Source organism: Limnothrix sp. CMB-01, from assembly GCF_055193175.1.
This window is the reverse complement of the sequence record NZ_CM143720.1, coordinates 3526987-3549510: the sequence shown is the minus strand read 5'-3', so window position 1 is coordinate 3549510 and position 22524 is coordinate 3526987. Positions and strand designations below refer to the sequence as shown.

Sequence of the window (22524 nt, the reverse complement as noted above, 5' to 3'; positions counted from 1 at the left end):
CTGCTACTTCCAAAAAGCCGGATCAGGTATTTACGCTGAATGGCCACACCGGATTTAGTTAGAAAGAGAACACAGTGCGCACCACACCCACCACTTGGGTCTCGTTATCGTTGTTGTGCTCCGGGTTGAAAATCGCAATCACACCGGGCGTAATGGCAATGTTGTCCGTGAGCTGGTGGTAGTAGAGCGCCTCCAGGTGGAACGAAGTGTCGCGATCTTCGCGGCTGTCCACATCGTTTTGGGTGGTCTTCGGCGGCATCCCGAAAATAATCCCGCCCAGGTTGCCTTCCTTAAACAGATCCGGAAAAGCCATCGTGACGGCCCAATTCCAAATGTCGGCATTGGCTCCCCGATCGTTGCCCGATTTGGCTTTGGCATCGGTGTAGCCCACCCAGCCGGACAGGTTGAAACGCGGACTAAATTGCACCGAACCGATCAACCCATAGGAGTTGGCCAACGTATCAACCCGATTAAAGGGCCGTTGGGCAAAGGCACTGCCCACGCCGTCCGTGATGTTCACGTCGGCTTCGTCAAAGTAGGTATGGGCGAAGGTGAAGCCAATGCCAGCGCTTTTGCTGGGCTGATATAGGATTTGGCCCAAAATGCCGTAGCTGCCGTTGAACAGGCCCGCTTCATCATCCGGATTGCTGCCCTGGGGCGCACGGTAGGCCAGATCCACCGACCACCGATCGCTAAAGTCATGTTCGATCGCAAACCCGGGGCCCCGAACACTGCGGTAGATCGAACTAAAGCGACCAAACCGCGACAGGGAACCGGCACTGTCACTGCGCAGAAACGAATTCAACGGATCGGCAATGCCGTCAGTTCCCTGACCGCTGGCAATCAGCCACATGTGGGTTTTGTGCCCGATCGGGAAGCGATAGTGCAAATCGTCCAATCGGAACCGATTGTTGCTGTTGCCATCAAAAGACAGGCGGGTCATGCTGGTTCCCGTCACGGCCCCATCGATCGGGATGATGTTGTTGCTTTGCAGCCGCACCCGCAACTCGTCTTTACCGGTAAAGCTGGTGTTGAAGTTCAACCGCGCTCGATAGGAAAACGTCGTGTTGTAATCCAAGTCACCGTCGCCGGCCCGCCCATTGCCAAATACGTCATCCAAGGCAAAAATCACTTCGCCTTTCAGCTTGGTGGTGGTCGAAAACTGGTTCGTTTCCAGTTCCGAAGCGCGGGCTTCCAATGAATCCACCCGCCCCCGCAGACCGGCCAACTCCGCCGCGAATTCCTCTTGCAGTTTTTGCAATTTCCGCAGGTCTTCCTTGGTCGCAAGCGGATCGGTGGCGGACTTGATTAGCTCATTGATCCGATCGAGGCAGGCATTCAACCCGGCGGCAAATTCATAGCGACTGAGGGGCCGGTTGCCCTTAAATGTGCCATCGGGATAACCGGCAATGCAGCCATAGCGCTCCACCAAGGATTGCAGCGCCTGAAATGCCCAATCGGTGGGTTGCACATCCGAGAGTTGCGAAACGGCGGTGACTTGGGCCAGGTCATCCGTGCCTAAGGGATCCGTGCCCAGCCGGTCGGCTTCGGTGGCCACCGTCGAGCGATCGTCCAAGGTCAGCAAGGGAATTTCCGAGGCGATCGCCCCCGTGGGTATTCCCAAAATCAGGGCGAAAAAAGGCAGCAGTGAATAATGAGCGAGTCGTGGAGCAAAGGGATGAATCATCAGAAATTCCTAGGCGTTTCCTGTGGAGCTAGCGGGTAACGATTCTGTAGGGCTAGCTGGCAGGTAGAATTCGCAGTCAACGCACGAGCACCCAAAACAGAAATCTTCAGATTCATAACCTATGGCGAATTCAGATGTCATCCCAAATTCTGCTGATTTCTACCCTCAAACTCCTTAATTCTTGGTTCGTGTTCTAATTTCAGATCGGTCAATTTTTTTGATTATTTCTGATTTTTTCCCTTTGTCAAATACCACCTTTCTGACTGTTTGTGCCTCCTTGGCAGATATTTGACCATCGTTGATCGTGATGGATTGCAGATCCCGATCGCGTATCAATTCAGACAGGGCGATCCAGAGATCCGCTGGGCGATTGGAGCCGCTGAGCCGCCACCGGTCGATCGAGTCATGGAGGCGAATTCATAGGCGATAATGGAGGAGACTCTGTACTGAAATTGCCGTCAAGCCACCCCGATCGATTGTCTGCCCGCCTTTGCAAACGGGCCCGGCCGCCAATCCGTCAGGGCGGCTTGATTTGTGTCTCTACCGGTTGGCTATGACTGCGAATCTTGCTGCTGCGCAAACCCCGTCCGATCGCCGCTCTGAAACTGACTGGCGGCTTTTTTTGCGACTGGTGCCCTACGCCCGTCGCAGCGGCAAGCTGCTGATTGTGTCGCTGATTTTGTTGCTGCCCTTGTCCTTGGGCAATGCGTTGCAGCCAATTTTGGTGGGTCAAGCCATCTCGCTGATTCGGGGCGAGGCCAGCGCTTGGGATTTTCTGGAAGCGATGCCCCTGCGATCGGGTCTGAACACCGTGGGGCTGTTGGTGTTGGTGACGGTGGCAGTGCGGTTGGCGCTCCAAGGGCTTCAGGGCTACTTGGTGCAGGAAGTGGGCCAACGGATCACGGCGGATATTCGCAATGATTTATTCGATCATGTGACCGCGCTGGCCATGCGCTTTTTCGATCGCACGCCAGTGGGTCGGTTGATTACCCGCCTAACCAGCGATGTGGATGCCTTAGGTGAGGTTTTCTCCACGGGCGCGATCGGGATTGTGAGCGATCTGTTGTCGATCGTGGTGTTGGTAGCCACCATGTTGACCCTGCAATGGCAATTAGCCTTATTGCTGTTGCTGATGTTGATCCCGATCGCGGGGGCCATTGTTTATTTCCAAGGGGAATTTCGGAAAGCCAACTATCGGGCCCGCGAGCGGTTATCGGATTTGAATTCGATGCTGCAAGAGAATCTGGTGGGCGTGAATGTGGTGCAATTGTTCCGTCGAGAACGCTACAACGCCAAACAGTTTCGGAAAACCAACCAAGACTATATTCACGAAGTCGATCGCACCATCTTTTTTGACTCGGCCGTTTCAGCCACCTTGGAGTGGATTTCCCTGGTCGCGATCGCCGGAGTGCTTTGGTATGGCGGCGCATTGGTGGCGGGCAAAACGATCGAGTTTGGAACCTTGGCGGCTTTCATTCTCTTTGCCCAACGGATGTTTGATCCCTTGCGAGAATTTGCCGAAAAATTCACCGCCATTCAAGCGGGATTCACCGCCATTGAACGAATTAACGGAATCTTCTCGGAGCCGATCGAAATTCAAGACCCGCCCAAGGTCGATCGCGCCCAATTTGCCAGCCTAAAAACCCGTGGTGAAATTCGCTTTGAGCATGTTTCCTTTGGCTACAAATCCGATGAAATTGTGCTCCACGACCTAGACTTCACCATCCATCCCGGCGAAAAAGTGGCCTTCGTGGGGCCCACGGGCGCGGGCAAATCTTCAATCATCCGGCTACTCAGCCGTTTGTATGAAGTCACCGAAGGGCGAATTTTGCTGGATGGCGTGGACATTCGCGACATGGCTCAGGCCGATTTGCGTCGAGAACTAGGGATTATTTTGCAAGATGGATTTCTCTTTTCCGGCGACGTAAAAAGCAACATTACCCTCGGGGAAAATTACAGCCTGACCGAGGTGCAAGCCGCCGCCGAACGAGTCAGCATTGATGAATTTATCCGGCAATTACCCCAAGGATATGATTCGGAATTACGTGAGCGCGGCACTAATTTATCGGGTGGTCAAAAGCAGCTTTTGGCCTTTGCACGGGTGGCCATTCGAGAACCCAAAGTGCTGATTTTGGATGAAGCTACGTCCAGTTTGGATGTGGCAACGGAGGCGGTTATTCAAGCAGCGGTCGATCGAATGATGCGCGATCGCACGGCGATTATTATTGCCCACCGGCTCTCGACCATTCGCAATGTCGATCGCATCTTTGCCCTCAAACGGGGTCGTTTGGCGGAGTCTGGAACCCACGATCAATTGATGGCTTTGGATGGTCTTTATGCCAGCCTTTATCGATTGCAAATGTTGGGGGCAGATGTTTAGCAATGGCTTGATTTTGCTGGGCGATCGGTGATTTTGCGCGATCGCCCGGCCCCAAACCCCCAACAACACCTGCACGAACGAGGTGGTGAGCAGCTTACCGGAGATCGACATCAAAATCGATCAGCACAAACAGCGGGGCAATGTGTTCAACGACCAATCAGCCCCTGTTTTCAACGCGCCGATCACGCAACATTTCAGTTAGTGAGCCAGTAGGTTGGGTTTCGCAAAGCTCAACCCAACGCGATTCATGTAATCCCTACAGACTGACCATGAAGGCCGTGGTATTGGAAACGAATGAATCGATGAGTGATCGCTGGTTTGGGTTGGTGATTCAACAGGGGCAGGCGTAAGGCATGGGCGATCGCGTCGAGCAAAGCCACAGCGGCCCGGGCGATAACGTTGCGGGCGATAAGAATATCACCGTCCAGCCCACAAGCCAGCAAGGCATCGTGGGTAACGACTCAACCACGATCAACATTCAAACGGTAGAGCAGCGCTTTGAAGCGAAGACGCTGGAGCCGACGATCGACGGGCCGCCCAATAATTTGAAGGTTTACGGTTTGCCGCGCGATCGCTTTGTGGGGCGGGACGCGGATTTGGCGCGGTTGGATGAGCTGTTGCAGACCCAAACCCAAGTGGCGATCGCGGGGGTGAGCGGTCTGGGCGGTGTGGGCAAGAGCGAGCTGGCGTTGCAATATGCGCGGGAGCACCTGGGCGACTATCCCGGCGGGGTGGTGTGGCTGCGGGCGGCGGCGGCCTGTGGGGAGTTGGTGGCCTTTGCCCAGCCTCGTTGGTTTGCCCAGGTGGATTTCACGCAGTTGGACACGCTGGAAAAGCAGGCGGCCTTTTGCCAAGCCCATTGGCCCAAAACCGCTGACGATCCGCCGGGTCGAGTGTTGTTGATTTTGGATGATGTGACGGATTTTGCGGCCCAGGTGAAAGGGTTTCCGGTGGTGGGCGATCGGTTTCGGGTGCTGTTCACCAGTCGGGAGCAGTGGCTGAATCCAGAATCGCAGCTGGATTTGGGTCTGTTGGAACCGGCGGCGGCCTTGACGTTGTTGAGCAATTTCGTTGGGCAAGACCGGATCGCGGCGGAACAGGCGACGGCAGAAGCGCTGTGCGAGTGGCTGGGCTATCTGCCCTTGGGATTGGAGTTGGTTGGTACGTTGCTGAGGTCGGAACCAGATTGGTCGATTCAGTTTGTTTTGGAACGGATAAAAGGGGAAAAGCTCCAGCATGAAGCGATGGGCGAAATTGAAATCGCCTTTAACATCAGTTGGCAGCAACTTAGCCCCGCGCCTCGGCAACTGGCTGTGCTGTTGGGTTGTTTTGGCAATGGCCCGATTCCGTGGGAATTGGTGGAGGCGACCGTTGACCGTTGTGAAACCCAACCCCGTCGCCAACGCAAGCGCGATCGGCTTTGGCAGTGGATGACTCGCAAATCAGCGACTCAGCCGGAGCAGTGGTGTTTGTTGTTGAATCGCGATCGGCTAGCCCAATGCCGTCGTCGGTTAGTGGAACTGAGTTTGCTGGAGCGAACAGGCACGGAAGAATACACATTGCATCCGCTGATTCGGGAGTTTTTCGCCCAGAAATCCACTGATCGATCCGATGCGCTTGTTCTCAAAACAGCAGTGGCCGAGGAATTGCTGAAGGCAACGGAGTCAATTAGCCAGGCGATGACGATTGACCAAGTGCAAGCCCTAGGGAACGTCATTCCCCATGCCCAGTCCGTTGCGAAGTGGACTGACCACACCGAGTTAGGTAGCCCGCTAGCCCGGTTAAACAGGGATTTGTGCTATCTCTACTACGCCCAAGGACTATTTGGCTTGGCAGAGACTTGGGCTATGCGATCGCTGGAAATCTGTGAGCGCGTGCTGGGAGCCGACCATCCCAACACTGCCGCCAGCCTCAACAACTTGGCAGAACTCTATCGATCCCAGGGACGGTACGAGGCAGCGGAACCCCTCTACCGGCGAGCACTGGACATCCATGAGCAAGTGCTGGGAGCCGACCATACCGCCACCGCCACCAGTCTCAACAACTTGGCATTACTCTACGAATCCCAGGGACGGTACGAGGCAGCGGAACCCCTCCACCGGCGAGCACTGAACATCCATGAGCAAGTGCTGGGAGCCGACCATACCGCCACCGCCACCAGCCTCAACAACTTGGCATTGCTCTACAAATCCCAGGGACGATACGAGGCAACGGAACTGCTCTTCGGGCGATCTCTGGAAATCCGTGAGCAAGTGCTGGGAGCCAACCATCCCGCCACCGCCCAAAGTCTCAACAACTTGGCAGGACTCTACGAATTCCAGGGACGGTACGAGGCAGCGGAGCCCCTCTACCGGCGAGCACTGGAAATCCGTGAGCGAGTGCTGGGAGCCGACCATCCCTCCACCGCTACCAGCCTCAACAACTTGGCAAGCCTCTACTACTCCCAGGAGCGGTATGCCGAAGCAGAACCTTTCTTCCGACGATGCTTGGAAATTGCCCTAACAAAACTCGGTCAAGACCATCCCAACACCCAAACCTTTGGGGGAAATTTCATCACCTTCATGCAAACCGTCATCGAAGTCGATCGCGCCGCCGACCTCTCCGACCACCCCCTCACCCAATCCCTCCTGCAACAACTCACCACCCCACCCTCCGATCCCGCCTGATGCCCGCCAAAGACCTCTACCACAACGCCATTAAAAACGCCCTGATCACCGACGGCTGGACAATCCTCGCCGATCCCTATCGCATCGAATACAAAGACGATCGCCTACTCGCCGACCTCGCCGCCGCCCGCCCGATCGCCCCCATAAATCCAGACACCCCGGAGATCGTTTTATGGACACCTCAGCGTACCTAAACATTCTCGAAGCCACCGTACAGGACTACCACGACTGGGCAAACCGAGCCGCCAGCGACACCGATGAAAACTGCCTGATTATCGATCGCGATCGGGGCTACTGCCTGTGGCTATACATCGGTTGGAAAAACCGCAAACGCATCGAAAAAACCATGATTTTCGCTCGCCTCAAAAATGGCAAAATCTGGATTGAAACCGACGAAACCACCGACGGCATCGCCACCGACCTGATGCGAGCTGGAATTCCCAACACCGATATTGTCCTTGGTTTCCTTGCCCCCGAAGAGCGCCCCCTCTCCGAATTCGCGGTGGCATGAAGCAAGCAATCTCGCGCCGCCGAACTCTCCGACCACCCCCTCACCCAATCCCTCCTGCAACAACTCACCACCCCACCCAATCCGTAGGGGCGCATCGCCATGCGCCCTCCGATACGCGAGGTCTCCGCAAACCAATTCGGTTCCAGCGATCAATCCTGGCGGAGGGCGTACAGCGGTACGCCCCTACCCATGCGGGAAAACCGATTCTTGTGGGGCCACATCGCCATGCGCCCTCCGATACGCGAGATCTCCGAGGGGCAATTCATTTCAAGCGATCGCCCCTAGTAGAGGACGTACAGCGGCCATTGGCTGCAACTTTCTGCACCCTTCCGTGTCGGCCGCTCCTTCGCTGGAAACTACCCTTCAGCCTGCCATTGCTGAAGTAACCAAGCGCTGACCTGGCCGTGGTCGGCCTCGCGCGATCGCCGCAGGGCTTCTTCAAGAACGTCCAAACTCAGGCCCGGCAACACGATCGATTCTTGGATCCGCCGACTGCCGCGCTCAATAATTTCAAACCCGAGGATCAGCGCCTCCGCCACATTCACCACCCAATATTCCCGCACGCCCAAATCTTCATAGAGCAAGCGTTTGCGCCCACAGTCATCGGGCAGGGTGCTATCGGAAATTTCGATCGCCAAGTCCGGCGGCGGCAACTGATCCAAGTCCACAATCTTGGTTTCCCAGTCCAGCGATCCCACCCGATCGCCCACATATAGGGAAATATCAGGTTGCGCTTCTCTCAGGCCGGTTTTGCGGTAGGTGCAATTGTCGTGGACATCCACCCGCAGATCACGAAGCGCAGCAAACAGTAACGTCGCGTAAATTGCGATCGAATGGTCACGGGAGTGGGGGTTTCCGACGGGAGACATTTCGAGCCTCATCATTCCGTCGTGATAATAACCTTTTGTTTTCTCACCGGCTTGGGCGATCGCTTGCTGATATATCTCCCAATCTGCCTTTTGCCAGTCATCGGGTGAGTCTTCAGCAATCACATCGCCCCCTTCAACCAGTTCGGTTGCCGGTGTGGCGGCCAACGACTGAGGCTGATCAGATGCAGCAGCCCCAGCGGCAGTCCTAGCAATTGTTGTGGAGCGGTTGGGCTGGATGGCAACCATGGCGGGCAAGTGGGGGCGATCGACTGTTTGGATTTTAGCAATCTCTCCGTTCAGGCAGAATCAGACAGGATTGGTTCTCCGAGCCTGCCACCATTCAGCCTGAGCGATTGATCCAGTCCGGTGAAAAAATTCCCCACCCTTGCTCCGCCCATTCGATCGTTGGATCTGCGATCGGCGGAGCGATCCCCTTGGGCGATCGATTGCAGACATGAACTTAACTTTTTGAAACAAATCTTAATCATTAGAAAAAACGATTGGTCACTGTATGTAAAGTTTATTAAACTAAAACCAGGTGAGTAATTATCCCTACCTACTCCTCATCGAGTTCATACCCGACCTTTGCAGCCGGGTGGAGTCAATGGACGCAACATTTCCCTGGTTAAGTTTGATTACGCTGCTGCCTTTGGTGGCGGCGCTGCCAATTCCCTTCCTGCCCGATCGCGACGGAAAAACAATCCGTTGGTATGCGCTGGCAGTGGGCATTGTGGAGTTGGCCCTGATTTCCTACACCTGCTTCGGGCAGTTTGATTTCACCAACACTGAGTTTCAACTGGCGGAAACCTACGCTTGGTTACCGCAAATTGGCTTGAACTGGTCTTTGGCGATCGATGGCATCTCCATGCCGCTGGTGGCTCTGACCGGTTTGGTCACCACCCTGGCGATCGGCGCTTCCTGGAATGTCACCAAGAAACCCCGCCTGTTCTACACCCTGCTGCTGGCCATGTACAGCGCTCAGCTTGGGGTGTTTGTTTCCAAAGACCTACTCCTGTTCTTCTTGATGTGGGAACTGGAGTTAGTACCGGTCTACCTGCTGATTTCGATTTGGGGTGGTGCGAAGCGTCGTTACGCTGCCACTAAGTTCATTCTCTACACGGCTCTTGCTTCCCTGTTCATCCTGGTGGCGGCGTTGGCCATGGCCTTCTCGGGCGGCCCGGTCACCTTTGATATGGATGCCTTGGGGCTGAAGAACTACTCCCTGACGGCGGAACTCCTGCTTTATGCGGCTTTCTCGATCGCTTTCTTGGTGAAGCTGCCTGCCTTCCCGGGTCATACCTGGCTGCCCGATGCCCACGGTGAAGCGCCCACGCCCGTTTCCATGCTGCTGGCCGGTGTGCTGCTGAAGATGGCGGGTTACGGCTTGATTCGGATGAACATGGAGATGCTGCCGAACGCGCACATCTACTTTGCGCCGGTCTTGGCGATCCTGGGTGTGGTGAACATCATCTACGGTGCGCTGAATGCCTTCGCCCAACGGAATCTGAAGCGACGGATTGCCTACTCGTCAATGTCCCACATGGGCTTTGTGTTGCTGGGGATTGCTTCTTTCACCGATGTGGGTCTGAGCGGTGCGGTGCTGCAAATGGTGTCCCACGGGTTGATTGCGGCGGCGATGTTCTTCCTGACGGGCGTAACCTACGAGCGCACCCACACCCTCTCGATCGACGACATGGGCGGCATTGGGCAAAAGATGCCCCGCACCTTCGCGCTGTTTGTGGCGACGACCATGGCTTCTTTGGCCCTGCCCGGTATGAGCGGGTTTGTGGGTGAGCTGACGGTGTTCCTTGGCTTAACCACCAGTGAGGTCTATAGCGCTCCGTTCCGGGCCACGGTGGTGGTGTTGGCGGCGGTGGGTGTGATTCTCTCGGCGGTTTACTTGCTGTCGATGCTGCGGGAAATTTTCTACGGCAAGGAGAATACGGCTCTGACTGAGGTGAATTGGTCGGATCTGAAGCTGCGGGAACTGGCGATCGCCCTGGTGTTGTTGGCCCCGATCGTGGGTGTGGGTATCTATCCCAAGCTGGCGACCCAAACCTATGAAATGAAGTCTACGGAAGTGGCTAGCCGAGTGCGGAGCAGCTTCGCGATCGTGGCAAAGGCCCAGGATTCCCGATTCTACTCAGCGGTGCTGAATGCTCCGAAGCTGGCGGATACGGAGTTGGCGGCATCGGTACGCACCAACTAAGGATCGCTAGCTAAGGGTCTCTAGCGAAGGCTCTCAATGTTGCCCCTGAAGGGGTGACGAACCCCTGACAAATCTCGATGAGATGATTCCATAATCCCGATTTTTCCCTGGTGGAGAATCGGGATTTTGTTTTGATCACCAATCAGCAGCCGTGCGGTTTTGAGTTGATGGAATTCCACGGTGATAATTTTACGGATACTTACAAATACCGTTGACTTACCCCTTGATTAATCCCTTGACTAATCCTTGGGGTTTCCTGGTAATGGTTTTCTTTGGCAACCCGGCGACTTTGGTGCAATGACTCTGGAATTCTTTTTGGCAGATGCGACTGCGACCCAAGCCCTGGGCCGGGCGATCGGGCAGATCTTGCGGCCCGGTGCGGTGATCCTGCTGGATGGAGAGTTGGGAGCCGGCAAAACAACGCTGGTGCAAGGCTTGGCGGCGGGGCTGGGCATTGCGGAGCCGGTGGTGAGTCCCACCTTTGTGCTGGTGAATGAGTATTTGGAGGGCGCGATTCCGCTGTATCACTTTGACCTCTATCGGTTGAGTCCAGAAGAGGTGGAGCCGCTGGCCCTGGAGCAATATTGGGAAGGGGGCGAGGTGGCTGCGGGAATTGTGGCGATCGAGTGGTCGGAGCGGTTGCCGGAACTGCCGATCGATTATCTCCAAGTGGCCTTGCGATCGGGCATGACAGGCCGTCAGGTGTTGATTGAGGTGGTGGGTGAAGTGCCGGGCTGGAACCCCCGACATCTTGAAGATCTTTGCGCAAATTTGGGCGGACTCACGCTGAATCAGGAATGATGGAGGGTGGGCGCTGGTCTGTGGCGAGGTGAACTGTGAGTGAATGCGATTTCCTCATCTCCGATGCTCCTGTGGCGTTCCCGTCCTGGATAACTTGATCAACTCAGTGGGTAAGCCAACCGGTGACGCGCTTCTCTAGTCCGCCGATCAACTGGAATCGATCGCTGCCAACCAAAGTCGGTGCGGCAGTGTTTTTAAGTGTTTTGGGGGGCTGGTTTCTGTGGGCGAGTTGGGAGCCGTTTCCCTTGGCCAAGGTGGCGAGCTGGGCCTTGGCTGTCAGTCTTTTAACGGGGATGACTGCGGCTTGGATTTGTAGTCGGGCCTTGGACTCCATCCGCCTTGCTTGGGTGCTATTGAGCTGTTTGGATCAGGAGTCTTCTTTTACGGGGGGCTTGGCGGCGAAGGTCAGCGCCCTGACGCAATTGGACGATCAGGATGATTGTGCGCAGTTTGTGCGGCTCACCAGTCGCTTGCTGGTACGGTATGGCGATCGATTGCAGTTTTTGGAGCGACAACGATTAGCCCTGGAAAGTTGGCTCCATGAACATCGCGATCGACTGATTTTGATGGAAGCGGAACAGGAAAAATTGCAAGTGGCCCTCGCCCAGGCCCAAGACCGAATTCGACAGTTGGAAGGCGTTGATCTGGAAACGGGTTTGGCGAATCATCATCGCTTTTATGAAGCGTTGCAGCACACTTGGCAACAGGCGCTGCGATCGGAACAGGTGCTATCGATTGTGGCCTGCGAGGTGGATCATTTGGCGGATTGGGTGAATCTCCAAGGCGAGGCCTTTGGTCAACAAACGATCCACAATCTGGCAACGGTCTTAAAACAACAGGTGCAGCGCAGTTCCGATGTGGTTGGCCGCGATCGGGGCGATCGATTCTTGATTCTGCTGCCCAACACCGACTCGATCGGCGCTTTGGCCGTTGCGGAATCGATTCGCCATCAGTTCAATCGCTGCACAACTCAGCAGGCCATGACTCCCACGGCTCACCATTGGCCAAGCCACTACGATGAGGCTCCGGCTTCTCCCTGGGCTGCCGGTTCGTCTTTGCATCTGGATATGGATTTTCCCCCAACGCGCGATCGGCCCCGGAACAACTCCACCACCGCCAATGACCGGGTTCATGCTGGGCAAGAGGCATCCAGACCGATCAATACCAACATTAATGTTGGCAATGTCGGCAATGTCGGCAATGTCGGCATCGATGCCAGCGCAGATTTAGCCGATGCGTTCTTGGTCACTGGTTCTGAGGCTGCAATGGCTGCTGAAGTGGCCCCTGAAGTCTCTTCCGAAGTCCCTGCCGGAGCGCCAATGGATCGCTCCCCGTCCGCCCAGGAGCCGATCCCAATCGCTGGCGGAGAAGTGACCCTATCCTTAGGCATTGGCACGTTAGTGCCTGACCTCCAGCAACTGCCCGATGCGGCCGTGCGATCGGCTTTGCGGGCCCTTGAACGGGCCCGTCGGCATGGGGGGAATTGCGTTGAGATGGACGGGCTGGAATATTAACCCGGCTGTTGGTTGTATTAGCTGGTTGTATTGACTGGTTGTATTGGCTGGTTTCGTTCGTTGATTCTGTCTGCTGATTTTTTGTGGGTTTGGTTGGTCTCGGTCTGGCTCTGTTGACCCCTTGGTATAGATTGGGGTAATCGATGGATTGGAGTAATCAGCAGTTAAGTTATGGCTACGATCGCATAGTTCAGATGGTGTGTTAGCAGTGAATCGCAATTGGTGGATCGCAGGCACAGTCGCGTTTAGCTTAGGCCTTGGCATTGGGGTTGTGACCGATCGCCAATGGCAAAAGGCCCTCGGTCTCGGAGCCATTGCCCTGTCCGGTGCAGCGGCGATCACCGCCTTAACGCCCGATCGCTCCCGATCGCAGTCCGAACCCTGGGATCCTCGCCTCAGGGAAACCATCTCCCCCGAATATGCCAACTGGTTACCCAGCGATCGCCGCCCACCAACCATCAACCCGCCCCTCAGCAGCGACCTCGCCAGCGCCTTGCGTGTGGAGGTCGATCGCCTCGAACGAGAACTAGAACAATCCCTCACCCGTAAGCAGCAACTCGAAGCCGTGATTGGTGTTCTGCGCAAGGAAAAAGAAGCAATTCAGTCCCAAATTGATGAAGGCAGCGGCCGAACGCAGAAGGTCTATCGCGTTTTGGCTGATTTGGAAACCCAGCGCCAGCAACTGGAAGACAAAATTGCTCAGCATCAAACTCAATTAGCCAATCTTGACAGTCGCAAGGCAAGCATGGAGCGCGACCTTGCTCAGGTCGATCGACTGCGCGCCGAAACAATTGCCCTAGAACAAGAGGCCCAAGAGCGCCAAGCCAACCTCAGCAACCTCCGCCAGCGAGAACAAACCCTCCTCAACAACTGCACCAGCCTTGAGGCCCAAGCGGCCGAACTCAGCGAGCGCACGGCCACCCTCACGCGATCGCTCGCTGACACCATGCGAGAACAGCAGAGCGTAGAAATGACCCTGCAACAGCAGCAAGCGGCCCTCGAACAAATTCGCACCCAAGCCGATGCCCATCACCGGCGGCGCTACGAACTTCGCCAACAGATCGAAACCCTGCAACAGCAATATGACGGACTGCCCTCCACCGTCGCTAAACTACAGGCAGAGCACGATCGACTCGTGGCCCTCTGTCGCGATCGGCAAGTGGCATTAAACCAAATTCACGAAAATATGGCCCAAGCTCGTGCTCAGCAGCAAGCAATCCAAGCCGAGTTACAGCGCGATCGCCAGGCACTCCTAAGGGTCAACCGCAAAAAACAACAGGAAACCAACTCCTTGCGGCTGTGGCTCAGTTTTCTTCTCAAAGACCTACCCGCTAACGAGCCACCAGCACCCAAGCACCGCCGCGCCCCCCGCAAACCCAACGTCTAGTGGCAAGTCAGGTAAACTCGCTTAAAAATTGGACTATAACTGCTGAACTCACGGCTCAAACCGGCGAACCCATGAACCAAACTTGAGCTTGGCATTGAATTAATGTTGTTAATATTGATCTGCCACTGATCTTAAATTGTTTTATTTTGAGTTCGTTTTGAATTTATTTTGATTGTTTACGAATATTGCTCCAGATCCGCTGCCAACCCCCTTGACTAGTGTTTGATCAAAAAGAAATGAGCATTTTTTTGATTACAAAGGAAGCAACAGCAAAACTCAAAGAGGTTTATAACCGCAATCCTCTCTTTCTCTTAGAGCACATTTTTGTTGTTTTCTTTCTCATTCGCTACTCCCTTGGCATTCTGGAGGTTATTTTAACCAATGGAGCCAGTGAAGGTGATGGGCAAGATATCTTATCTTTTAATTATAAACCGAGCGTGGCGCTCTATTTTTTGAACTACATCGTCACTAATATTTTATTAATTATGCGATGGAAAAAAGTCATTGTGATGCTAATGGCAGCTCCCACAGTGGTTTTTCTCATTGCCATGTTTCCCATTTCATTTCTCTGGTCGATCGAGCCGTCTAAGACCCTTAATGCCTCGATCGCCATGATTGGCACCTTTCAATTTGGTCTTTATCTCGCCACTCGCTATTCCCTCAGGGATCAAGTGCGAATCTTGGGAGTTATGTTTGGCATTTCCCAAGTGCTCTGTTTCGTCTTTGGTGTTGCCCTGCGTAAATATGGCGTGATGGGCGCAGTTCATGCCGGCAAATGGCGTGGCATCTATTCCCACAAAAATCAACTGGGTAAAATGATGGCCCTTGCTTCCGGGGTCTTTGTGCTGCTTGGTATTTCCGAAACCTATCGACGATATCGCTATTTAGCTTGGTCTGGCCTCCTCACTGCCTTTGTTCTTATTCAACTCTCTGGCTCCAAAAGTCCCTTTATTAATATTGGATTGCTGATTGGCATGAGCGCATTTGGCCAGATTTTTCGCCTACCACATAAATGGATGGTTCGCTGCCTAATTTGGTCAGCCGTCATTGGAATTAATTTATTTTTTTATTGGGATGACATCGTAATCAATATCCTGGGCGCGTTAGGTAAGGATGCTAGCCTAACAGGTAGAACAGATGTTTGGGAATTTGTGATCGATCGAATCAAGGATCGACCAATCCTGGGTTATGGCTTTGGCACATTCTGGAATGGCTTAGATGGGAAATCAGCCTATGTTGTTCGCGCAGTTCGGTGGCCCGTTCCTGATGCGCATAATGGATTTTTGGAAATATGTATTGATTTAGGTCTTGTGGGCTTAGCAGTTTACGTTTGGGTTGTTTTTCAAACAATTGTCAAAACCATAGCACTCATGCGTGCCACCAAAAATAACGAATATATTTGGGTTCTGATGTTCTTTACCTACAGCACCGTTGCTAATCTTTCGGAAAGCTCCTTGCTGTTTCGTAATTCCTTACCAAGTGTCATTTTTGCCGCCGTCTCCTTCACAGTGGCAGCAAACTATTATCAGCAATTTAAAGTTAACCCCTCGAATTTTTCTACTCAGATTCCGGAACAACCCTTGCCCGAGACCGCTGAGTTCTTGTCGGATGAGTCAAGAGTTGGAATTGAGTATAAGTCCAATTCTTGACTACGAGAAAAACCGAAGGTACTTTAAGAAAATTCAAAATACTTACTTGCAAGAAAATTCTTTAAGAAAAACTCATTTTCTGCAAATTACAAATTCTTCTTGATCAAAAATAAAAATTCCTCGAAAATTCTCAAAAAAATTCTATAAAGCTAAATACAAATCAATTTCGGCAATGCAGTATAATAATAGCGAAAATCTTTGGCTTACAATGGGTGCTTGAAACATAGCCTGAGAAGTTGCTTGAACATTACTTCAGGCTTACAAAGCTTCAAGCTTGAAAACAGAACAATTCATTTCATGATTGAGAAACTTTTTCTTGATTCACTTTTTCCTGATTCAAATAAAATCAATAAGAATAATTGTTCAGTGCCTTGTTTTCAACTATCCTGTTTTTATTTTCAACTGTCCTGTTTTTAAAAGAACCCTTTGAGTCAGTATTTCGCTTGAAGATGCTCAAAAATCGATAACCTAGCTCTGCCTTCAACACCAGTCATCCCATGCAAATCGATAATTCTCAAAATCTGTCTTCCTTTGCAATCATTACGCCAAGCTATGATCAAGATTTCCAACGCTGTCAACTTCTCTGCAAAAGTATATCGCGATTTGTTCAACCACCTTTCAAGCATTACATTGTTGTAGAAAAGCGCGATCTAAAACTGTTTTCACAACTCAAAAATCAACACACAGAAATTATTATTGTTCAAGATCTGCTCCCCTTTTGGCTTTTTAGGCTACCCAAAATCCGAAAAACTTGGTTCAGCCTAAAAGGAGTTCCAGTGCGTAGCTGGATTATGCAGCAAATTTCCAAAATTGCACTTTCTAGAGTCATTGATGAAGAAATTTCAGTCTTTTTAGACTCGGATGAAATGTTTATCCGAGACTTTGGCATTTCGAACCTGGTCAAAAATAACCAAGTTCGATTCTATGCTGAGCCAGAGGGCAATCCGATCGGAATGGATACGCCACATCAACATTGGCATCAATCGGCTAGCCGGTTATTGGGTTTAACGGCAACACCCATGCCAGCTCCCGACTACATTGCTGATGTGATCACGTGGAAACGAGAAAATGTAACAGCGATGTGTCGTCACATTGAGCGAATCTATCATCAATCATGGTTCGAGGCAGTTTCAAAAACCTGGCATTTTTCTGAATACACACTCTATGGAACCTATATTGATCGGGTGCTCCAAGACCGAAGCGGTCATTACTGGGATTCAACCAAAATTCTCAATTCCTATTACGATCCCAATGTGATGACCGAAGAAGAGTTGCGCAACTTTGTTAACTCAACTCGACCTGAGCATGTTGCCATCATGATTTCTGCTAAGGCTAAAATAGCAGTTGATCGATACGCGAGCTTGTTAGAGCTTGAATAGACTGGTTGCTAGGGGTGTGCATGTGTAGTCGATCGCTCTTCATGATGGATGGAGGGTAACTTTTGAGCGAGTCGAAGAAGCCAGCATACGATCAAAAACCCTCGGGCTACTTTCAATGATCCGGTTCCTGGCCACAAATCTTGGTAAAGGATGAAAATTTGGCCAGGTTTGTGGGGGCCCGCTGACCAACTCCTTGGTCAGCAGTGATGTTCTTGATCCTGAGACCGCCAAAACTAGCTGACTATTTGGGGCATCCCCCTTATTCTGTTTTTGATCAATATAAACGGGCAATAGTTCCATGAATGTTGCATTGATCGGCTGTGGATTTGTTGCTGATTATTATGTGCGAACCCTCGAAAATCATCCTTCATTAAAAATTCTGGGCGTAATGGATCGAGATTCAGCACGCACAGAGCATTTTTCTCAATTTCATAAACTTCCTAAGTACCCCAGTTTGGAAGCGGTGTTGGCAGATGAGCGCGTGCAAATTGTCATCAACCTAACCAATCCTCGCAGTCACTACGAAGTTTCCAAAGCAGCTTTGTTGGCGGGCAAACATGTTTACTCGGAAAAACCGCTGGGGATGACTTTTGAAGAGGCCAAAGAACTGGTTGAACTAGCGGAATCTAAGCAACTGGAAATTTCCGGTGCGCCTTGCAGCCTTTTGGGCGAAACGGCACAAACGATTTGGAAAGCTTTGCGCGAGCAAGCGGTTGGCCAAGTCAGCTTGGTTTATGCAGAAATGGACGATGGGTTTGTGCCTGCGATGGCTTACCAAACCTGGCTGAGTGAATCGGGAATACCGTGGCCCTACAAAGATGAATTTGAAGTGGGTTGCACGTTGGAACATGCGGGCTATTACTTAACTTGGTTACCTGCTTTCTTTGGGTCGGCTGTTAGCGTCACTGCCTTTGCGGATTGTACGATTCCCAATAAGGGTGTTGATCATCTAGATCCACCCAATACGCCGGATTTTTCAGTTGCCTGTATTAAGTTTGCTTCAGGGGTTGTGGCTCGCTTGACCTGTAGTATTGTGGCTTCCCATGATCACGAATTACGAATTTTTGGAAATCAGGGGGTGATGTATACGGAAGATTGTTGGTTTTATCGATCGCCCGTTTATATTAAACGTCGTCTACGAATTCGTCGCAAAACGATCGAGGGGCCGCTCGCGCAACGTTACCCATTGGTGGGGCCAGTCACCAAGCGTCAAAAGTATCGGGGCGCTCAACAAATGGATTTTGCGCGGGGAATTGCCGACTTAGCCGAGGCAATTGAAAATAAGCGATCGCCCAGGTTATCAGGACGCTATTCATTGCATGTGAATGAAATGGTCTTGGCCATTCACTACGCGACGGCTCAAGGATGTACCTATCAAATGCAAACCGATTGTCCGGTGGTGGAACCATTGCCTTGGGCACTTTGATCGTGAGGCTTCGATTCAACGAGTCATCATCGCAAAATGAGGGATCACGGGCGTTTTAGGGGCGATTGGTGAGTGCGACTGATTGAGTGTGGCTAATTGAAGGTGATCAATTAAATTTTCATGAAAGTTTCCATCTGTGTTGCCACCTATAAACGACAAGATTTACTGCATCAACTGATCTTGAGCTTGCAGGCACTCAAGTTTGAGCAAATTGCAACTCCTGAAATTGAAATCATTGTGGTTGACAATGATGCAAATGGGTCGGCGCGTGAAACCTTGTCCACTTGGCAAGAAAGCTCCCGCTGGCCAATTCGCTACGATGTTGAAATGCGATCGGGTGTGACCTATGCCAGAAATCGCACCATTCAAAATGCGGCTGAAGATAGTGACTTCATCGCCATCATTGATGATGATGAACAAGCTTGCCCCTCTTGGCTAGAAGCACTTTTGACTGCGCAAGCGCAATTTCAAGCAGATATTGTGGGCGGGCCAATCTTGCCCGTATTTCAATCCAATCAAGTGCCTAACTGGATTCATCAGGGACAATTCTTTGCGCCTCCTGCCTATAGAACAGGTCAGAACTTGCACGTGGCTTTCACGAACAATGTGTTGCTCCCTGCGCCGTATCTGAAGCAAATGCCCTGTGTTTTTGATGAGCGATTTGCGGTGGGAGGTGGAGAAGATACGCACCTATTTATGCGGCTCCATCAAGCGGGCTTAAAAATTGTTTGGTCAGCAGAGGCGATCGCCTATGAATCGATTCCGGCCAGTCGAACCACGTTTCAATGGTTGTTACGGCGTAACTATTGGGGTTGGAGCATTTACAGCTTGGTTGAAAAAGAACTCTACCCACAGCCCAAGATATTTCTAGTTCGGCTCTGCAAGGGACTTGCGTTAATGATTTTGGGAATTCTGGCGCTAATTCCTGGGTTGCTGCGAGGAAAGCATCATTTATATCGAGCTTGTATCCGAACGGCGCAGGGAGCGGGCACAATTATGGGATTACTGGGACGCAGAACCACTTGGGTTTAGCGCTCATCTAGGCTCAGCTTAATAAAGTTCAGTGAGGGATTGTTGATGCTGCTAAAACCTGGGAGCTAACTCAGGATTTCAATCAAAGCTTAATATGTAAATCTCTCAGTGTAGATATCCTCAAAGTTGAATGCATGATTGATAAATATTGATAAGCTTAGGTGAACGAAGTTCGATGAATAAAAAATTTCTGAGGTTCCAGTGTCTTGGGAATTTGCAAAGCGTGCTGAAGCACCAGCCCAAAATCTGTTGAAAATTGGAGAGGTGCGATCGCGCAGTGGCTGCTCCATTCAAACGATTCGCTACTACGAAAGTTTGGGACTGATCCAAGCAATTGATCGAACGGCTGGCGGGTTTCGGTTGTTTGCACCGTCCACGCTCGATCGCTTGGCCTTTGTGAAGCAGGCCCAATCTTTGGGCATGAGTTTGCAAGACATCAGTGAGCTGCTGACGGTTTATGACAGTGGCAATGCTCCCTGCTCAACGGTGAAGCATAAGCTGCGAGACAAGTTGGCAGATTTGGATCGTCGCATTCAATCGCTTCAGCGGCTGCGGGACGAGTTGCAATCCCTGTTGGCGGTGGCGGATGACTTGGAACAATCCCCGGGCAATATTTGTCCGATTGTGGAGCGAGCAAGTCAGCTTCATCAGGCGATGGAGGGTGCTGCTTTGGAGGCGGAGACTGCGGCTACTCAGGGTTTAACGATCGCCCAGTCATCGATCGCCCAGTCAACCCCGCCGCCGTCTGCTGCTGCCGGTTGCTGTGCGAATCGATCGCCAAGCCCTGGCACTGAACCTTGAAGCCGATCGCGCCCTCTAAAATCTTCAGAATTGCCCGTTGCAAGCTGCCGCCAGAATGGCGCAAAAGTCATGCCCAGTCTTACTCGTGTTGCTAACCGTGCTGCTATTGGTTGGGCCGTTGGTTTAGGGCTGGGGTTGGGGTTGCCGGTGGCAATTGCGCCCGGGGCGATCGCCCGGGAAGGGCCACCCAAGACCGAGCCGGTGCAAATGTCCGTGTCGCCAGCCGTGGAAACTTCGGCTTCGGAGGCTGCGGCAGCAGCCGTCACCAGCGGCAGCGATGCACTGTCTGATCAACCCTTGGGGGATCCGGTGGCCGTGGAACTGGAGCCAACCCGCATCTTTCGGCGGACGGGCTGCTTTGGCGATCAACCCATGGCCACCGATCAGGAAATTCGCCAACAGGGCCTGACTCCGCCTAGCCTCTGGCTCACGCGGGATTTGCTGGGGGGAAAAATTGTCGATCGCTGGACGATCCACCGGGGTGATGAGCAATTGCCGCCTTGGGTGGAAGTGACGTTTAATTTGCAACCTTGGAATAATTTGGAATACCCGCGCCAATATGCCTACTTGAATGAATTTGGGCGAGTGGCCAGGGAATATGGCTTTAATGTGCGAGTTTGCAATGGCTCGGGCGATGCGCTGGCGGCCCAGTTCTGCGACTGGTCACAAATGCGGGCGGGGGTCACTTGTCCAATTTATCTGCCGGGGGGATTTTCGGCGCGGGCACGATCGCGACTGTTTTAGCGGGGTCGGTGGGTTTGGCATCAAGGCCACCCAGGCCAATGCGCGATCGCCACTCGTCTCGCAGTTGGTGCAGGACGGTTCCCGGCTCCACAAAATCCAGCAAGTCCTTGGCGAGGGTGTCGGGGCCGTCATCTCCCCAAGTGCAGCCCGCTTCGAGGGAACTGCGGGTGGTTTTGGCGATCGCTAAGCTGCCAAAGGCCGCCGCCGCCGCCTGCACCAGGGCCGCCCCCAGGTAGCCGCTGAAGCCGTCGCTGCCCGCCTGGAGCGATCGCCCGTCATTCCCGCCCAGGAAGCCGCCCCCCACCTCTCCAAGCAGCATGGCTCCCAAGCTAACCAAGCCCGTTTTCCAAAACGACTGCCAAGCCGATCTCACCAGGGGCAAGCCATAGAGCCGCGACAGCGATCGCACCAAAAACCAATCCACCAACACCGCCGCGATCGCATCCAACAGCACAAAGGGACTGAGGGCCACGATCACGGCCTTCACTTGAATGAATCGCCAAGTTTGGGTCTCCGCATCGTCGCGCAGATGGGTGAGGGTTTTTTGGGCGATGGTTTGCTGGGCCGTGCGAGCCTGCATCAGGGCATTCAGGGCCAGCAGGGCTTCCCCTTCCCGATCGATGGTGGCCAAAATGGCCGATCGCAAGGCCTCAATCTCCGGTGGGGGAGACTCCCAACCATAGGTCACCCGGCCATCGGGCCATTCTTCCCGCACTTGAATCGGAGCCGGTTCCGCCGCCGCCAGCACAATTTCATCCACGGGCAAGAACGGATCCCAGCGACGTTCAGCGGGATTGCTGGGCCGGTGGGTTGCTGGGGGCTGACCGGCCGCTTCCAACTGCATGAGCGATCGCAGCCGCTCCACAATCGCCGGCCGCTCCGTTTCGGGAAACAAATCAATTTTGTTAAAGACCAAAATCAAGGGCTTATGGGCCTGGCGCAAGGTTCGCAAGGTCGCATATTCCACCTGGGTTAAGTCGCCAGCGGTGATGAATAGGATCAAGTCCGATCGCTCGGCCACTTCCCGCGAGAGTTCGGCGCGGCTTTCTCCATCAATTTCATCCAGCCCCGGTGTGTCAATGAATTCCACCTCGATCGGGCGATCGCGCCCGGGAGGATGCCACCGCACCGATCGGGGCAAGCGCGTCAGGCCATTCAGGGGCCCCGTTTCCAGCAGGCGTTCCCCCAATAGGGCATTCAAAACGGCGGATTTGCCCCGGCTAACCAAGCCAAAGGCCGCAATCCGCACCACGAATCGATCGAGCTTGTCGAGGGCCCCCGCTAACCGATCCAAATCCGGCTGAATCAGGGCATTCCACCGTTGTGAATCGCGAGTACCCAACTGCTCGATCGCCCGTCGCAGGCTCGATCGGACGCGCTCAAATTGTTCCGACTGGGGCGCGTTCAAGGCTGTGAACTCATCCAAATCAAACTAGTCGCCCCCATTGTAGAAGCGAGGCGATCGTCTC

16 protein-coding genes and 1 pseudogene are annotated in these 22524 nt (G+C 53.1%); 14 read left to right on the top strand and 3 right to left on the bottom strand.

Annotated features, from left to right (window positions below):
* Positions 1-58: 58 nt before the first annotated feature.
* Positions 59-1687 (bottom strand): iron uptake porin, encoded by a 1629-nt coding sequence (locus ACZA91_RS14655; protein ID WP_463183019.1) that lies wholly within the window; start codon positions 1685-1687, stop codon positions 59-61.
* Between the two features lie 553 nt (positions 1688-2240).
* Here ACZA91_RS14655 and ACZA91_RS14650 point away from each other — a divergent pair.
* The 4 genes and pseudogenes from ACZA91_RS14650 (at position 2241) to ACZA91_RS14635 (ending at position 7244) form a co-directional block, all read left to right on the top strand.
* Positions 2241-4067, top strand: coding sequence for an ABC transporter ATP-binding protein (locus ACZA91_RS14650; protein WP_099534778.1), 1827 nt, complete (start codon positions 2241-2243; stop codon positions 4065-4067).
* A 353-nt stretch (positions 4068-4420) separates the two neighbouring features.
* Positions 4421-6733 (top strand): tetratricopeptide repeat protein, encoded by a 2313-nt coding sequence (locus ACZA91_RS14645; RefSeq protein WP_463183016.1) that lies wholly within the window; start codon positions 4421-4423, stop codon positions 6731-6733.
* Positions 6733-6873, top strand: a pseudogene (locus ACZA91_RS14640) (element excision factor XisH family protein); the annotation flags it as partial. The gene ACZA91_RS14645 and the pseudogene ACZA91_RS14640, both read left to right, overlap by 1 nt.
* A gap of 32 nt (positions 6874-6905) precedes the next feature.
* Positions 6906-7244 (top strand): XisI protein, encoded by a 339-nt coding sequence (locus ACZA91_RS14635; protein ID WP_190355909.1) that lies wholly within the window; start codon positions 6906-6908, stop codon positions 7242-7244.
* 356 nt (positions 7245-7600) lie between these two features.
* Here ACZA91_RS14635 and ACZA91_RS14630 read toward each other — a convergent pair whose 3' ends face one another.
* Positions 7601-8359 carry a Uma2 family endonuclease gene (locus ACZA91_RS14630; RefSeq protein WP_463183012.1) on the bottom strand — a complete coding sequence of 253 codons (759 nt, stop codon included), beginning with the start codon at positions 8357-8359 and terminating at the stop codon, positions 7601-7603.
* 358 nt (positions 8360-8717) lie between these two features.
* Between ACZA91_RS14630 and ACZA91_RS14625 the strand changes: the two genes are divergently transcribed.
* The 10 genes from ACZA91_RS14625 to ACZA91_RS14580 all read left to right on the top strand — a co-directional run bounded on the left by ACZA91_RS14625 (position 8718) and on the right by ACZA91_RS14580 (position 21055).
* On the top strand, positions 8718-10322 hold the full coding sequence (locus ACZA91_RS14625) for an NAD(P)H-quinone oxidoreductase subunit 4 (protein WP_190355911.1): 1605 nt from the start codon (positions 8718-8720) through the stop codon (positions 10320-10322).
* Positions 10323-10619: 297 nt separating this feature from the next.
* Entirely contained in the window at positions 10620-11123 is a 504-nt protein-coding gene (gene tsaE, locus ACZA91_RS14620) for a tRNA (adenosine(37)-N6)-threonylcarbamoyltransferase complex ATPase subunit type 1 TsaE (RefSeq protein ID WP_190531302.1), read from the top strand.
* Positions 11124-11245: 122 nt separating this feature from the next.
* Positions 11246-12637, top strand: coding sequence for a GGDEF domain-containing protein (locus ACZA91_RS14615; protein ID WP_463183006.1), 1392 nt, complete (start codon positions 11246-11248; stop codon positions 12635-12637).
* A 208-nt stretch (positions 12638-12845) separates the two neighbouring features.
* Entirely contained in the window at positions 12846-14024 is a 1179-nt protein-coding gene (locus ACZA91_RS14610; protein ID WP_463183004.1) for a hypothetical protein, read from the top strand.
* A gap of 236 nt (positions 14025-14260) precedes the next feature.
* The gene (locus ACZA91_RS14605; RefSeq protein WP_190529830.1) at positions 14261-15673 is read left to right on the top strand and encodes an O-antigen ligase family protein; all 1413 of its coding nucleotides are present in this window, start codon (positions 14261-14263) and stop codon (positions 15671-15673) included.
* A 497-nt stretch (positions 15674-16170) separates the two neighbouring features.
* Positions 16171-17052, top strand: a complete 882-nt coding sequence (locus ACZA91_RS14600; RefSeq protein ID WP_463183001.1) for a DUF6492 family protein — start codon at positions 16171-16173, stop codon at positions 17050-17052.
* Between the two features lie 298 nt (positions 17053-17350).
* Positions 17351-18478, top strand: coding sequence for a Gfo/Idh/MocA family protein (locus tag ACZA91_RS14595; protein WP_463182999.1), 1128 nt, complete (start codon positions 17351-17353; stop codon positions 18476-18478).
* Positions 18479-18598: 120 nt separating this feature from the next.
* The gene (locus ACZA91_RS14590) at positions 18599-19510 is read left to right on the top strand and encodes a glycosyltransferase family 2 protein (protein WP_463182997.1); all 912 of its coding nucleotides are present in this window, start codon (positions 18599-18601) and stop codon (positions 19508-19510) included.
* A gap of 201 nt (positions 19511-19711) precedes the next feature.
* Positions 19712-20311, top strand: coding sequence for a heavy metal-responsive transcriptional regulator (locus tag ACZA91_RS14585; RefSeq protein WP_463182995.1), 600 nt, complete (start codon positions 19712-19714; stop codon positions 20309-20311).
* 69 nt (positions 20312-20380) lie between these two features.
* Positions 20381-21055 carry a hypothetical protein gene (locus ACZA91_RS14580; protein ID WP_190531194.1) on the top strand — a complete coding sequence of 225 codons (675 nt, stop codon included), beginning with the start codon at positions 20381-20383 and terminating at the stop codon, positions 21053-21055.
* Here ACZA91_RS14580 and ACZA91_RS14575 read toward each other — a convergent pair.
* Positions 20994-22463, bottom strand: a complete 1470-nt coding sequence (locus ACZA91_RS14575; RefSeq protein WP_463182992.1) for a DUF697 domain-containing protein — start codon at positions 22461-22463, stop codon at positions 20994-20996. The genes ACZA91_RS14580 and ACZA91_RS14575 overlap by 62 nt on opposite strands.
* Between the last annotated feature and the right edge of the window lie 61 nt (positions 22464-22524).

Excerpts from the sequence above, each read along its gene's own strand:
- ACZA91_RS14655 (WP_463183019.1), bottom strand. The coding sequence starts at position 1,687 with ATGATTCATCCCTTTGCTCCACGACTCGCTCATTATTCACTGCTGCCT.
- ACZA91_RS14650 (WP_099534778.1), top strand. The coding sequence starts at position 2,241 with ATGACTGCGAATCTTGCTGCTGCGCAAACCCCGTCCGATCGCCGCTCT.
- ACZA91_RS14645 (WP_463183016.1), top strand. The coding sequence starts at position 4,421 with ATGGGCGATCGCGTCGAGCAAAGCCACAGCGGCCCGGGCGATAACGTT.
- ACZA91_RS14635 (WP_190355909.1), top strand. The coding sequence starts at position 6,906 with ATGGACACCTCAGCGTACCTAAACATTCTCGAAGCCACCGTACAGGAC.
- ACZA91_RS14630 (WP_463183012.1), bottom strand. The coding sequence starts at position 8,359 with ATGGTTGCCATCCAGCCCAACCGCTCCACAACAATTGCTAGGACTGCC.
- ACZA91_RS14625 (WP_190355911.1), top strand. The coding sequence starts at position 8,718 with ATGGACGCAACATTTCCCTGGTTAAGTTTGATTACGCTGCTGCCTTTG.
- tsaE (WP_190531302.1), top strand. The coding sequence starts at position 10,620 with ATGACTCTGGAATTCTTTTTGGCAGATGCGACTGCGACCCAAGCCCTG.
- ACZA91_RS14605 (WP_190529830.1), top strand. The coding sequence starts at position 14,261 with ATGAGCATTTTTTTGATTACAAAGGAAGCAACAGCAAAACTCAAAGAG.
- ACZA91_RS14600 (WP_463183001.1), top strand. The coding sequence starts at position 16,171 with ATGCAAATCGATAATTCTCAAAATCTGTCTTCCTTTGCAATCATTACG.
- ACZA91_RS14595 (WP_463182999.1), top strand. The coding sequence starts at position 17,351 with ATGAATGTTGCATTGATCGGCTGTGGATTTGTTGCTGATTATTATGTG.
- ACZA91_RS14590 (WP_463182997.1), top strand. The coding sequence starts at position 18,599 with ATGAAAGTTTCCATCTGTGTTGCCACCTATAAACGACAAGATTTACTG.
- ACZA91_RS14580 (WP_190531194.1), top strand. The coding sequence starts at position 20,381 with ATGCCCAGTCTTACTCGTGTTGCTAACCGTGCTGCTATTGGTTGGGCC.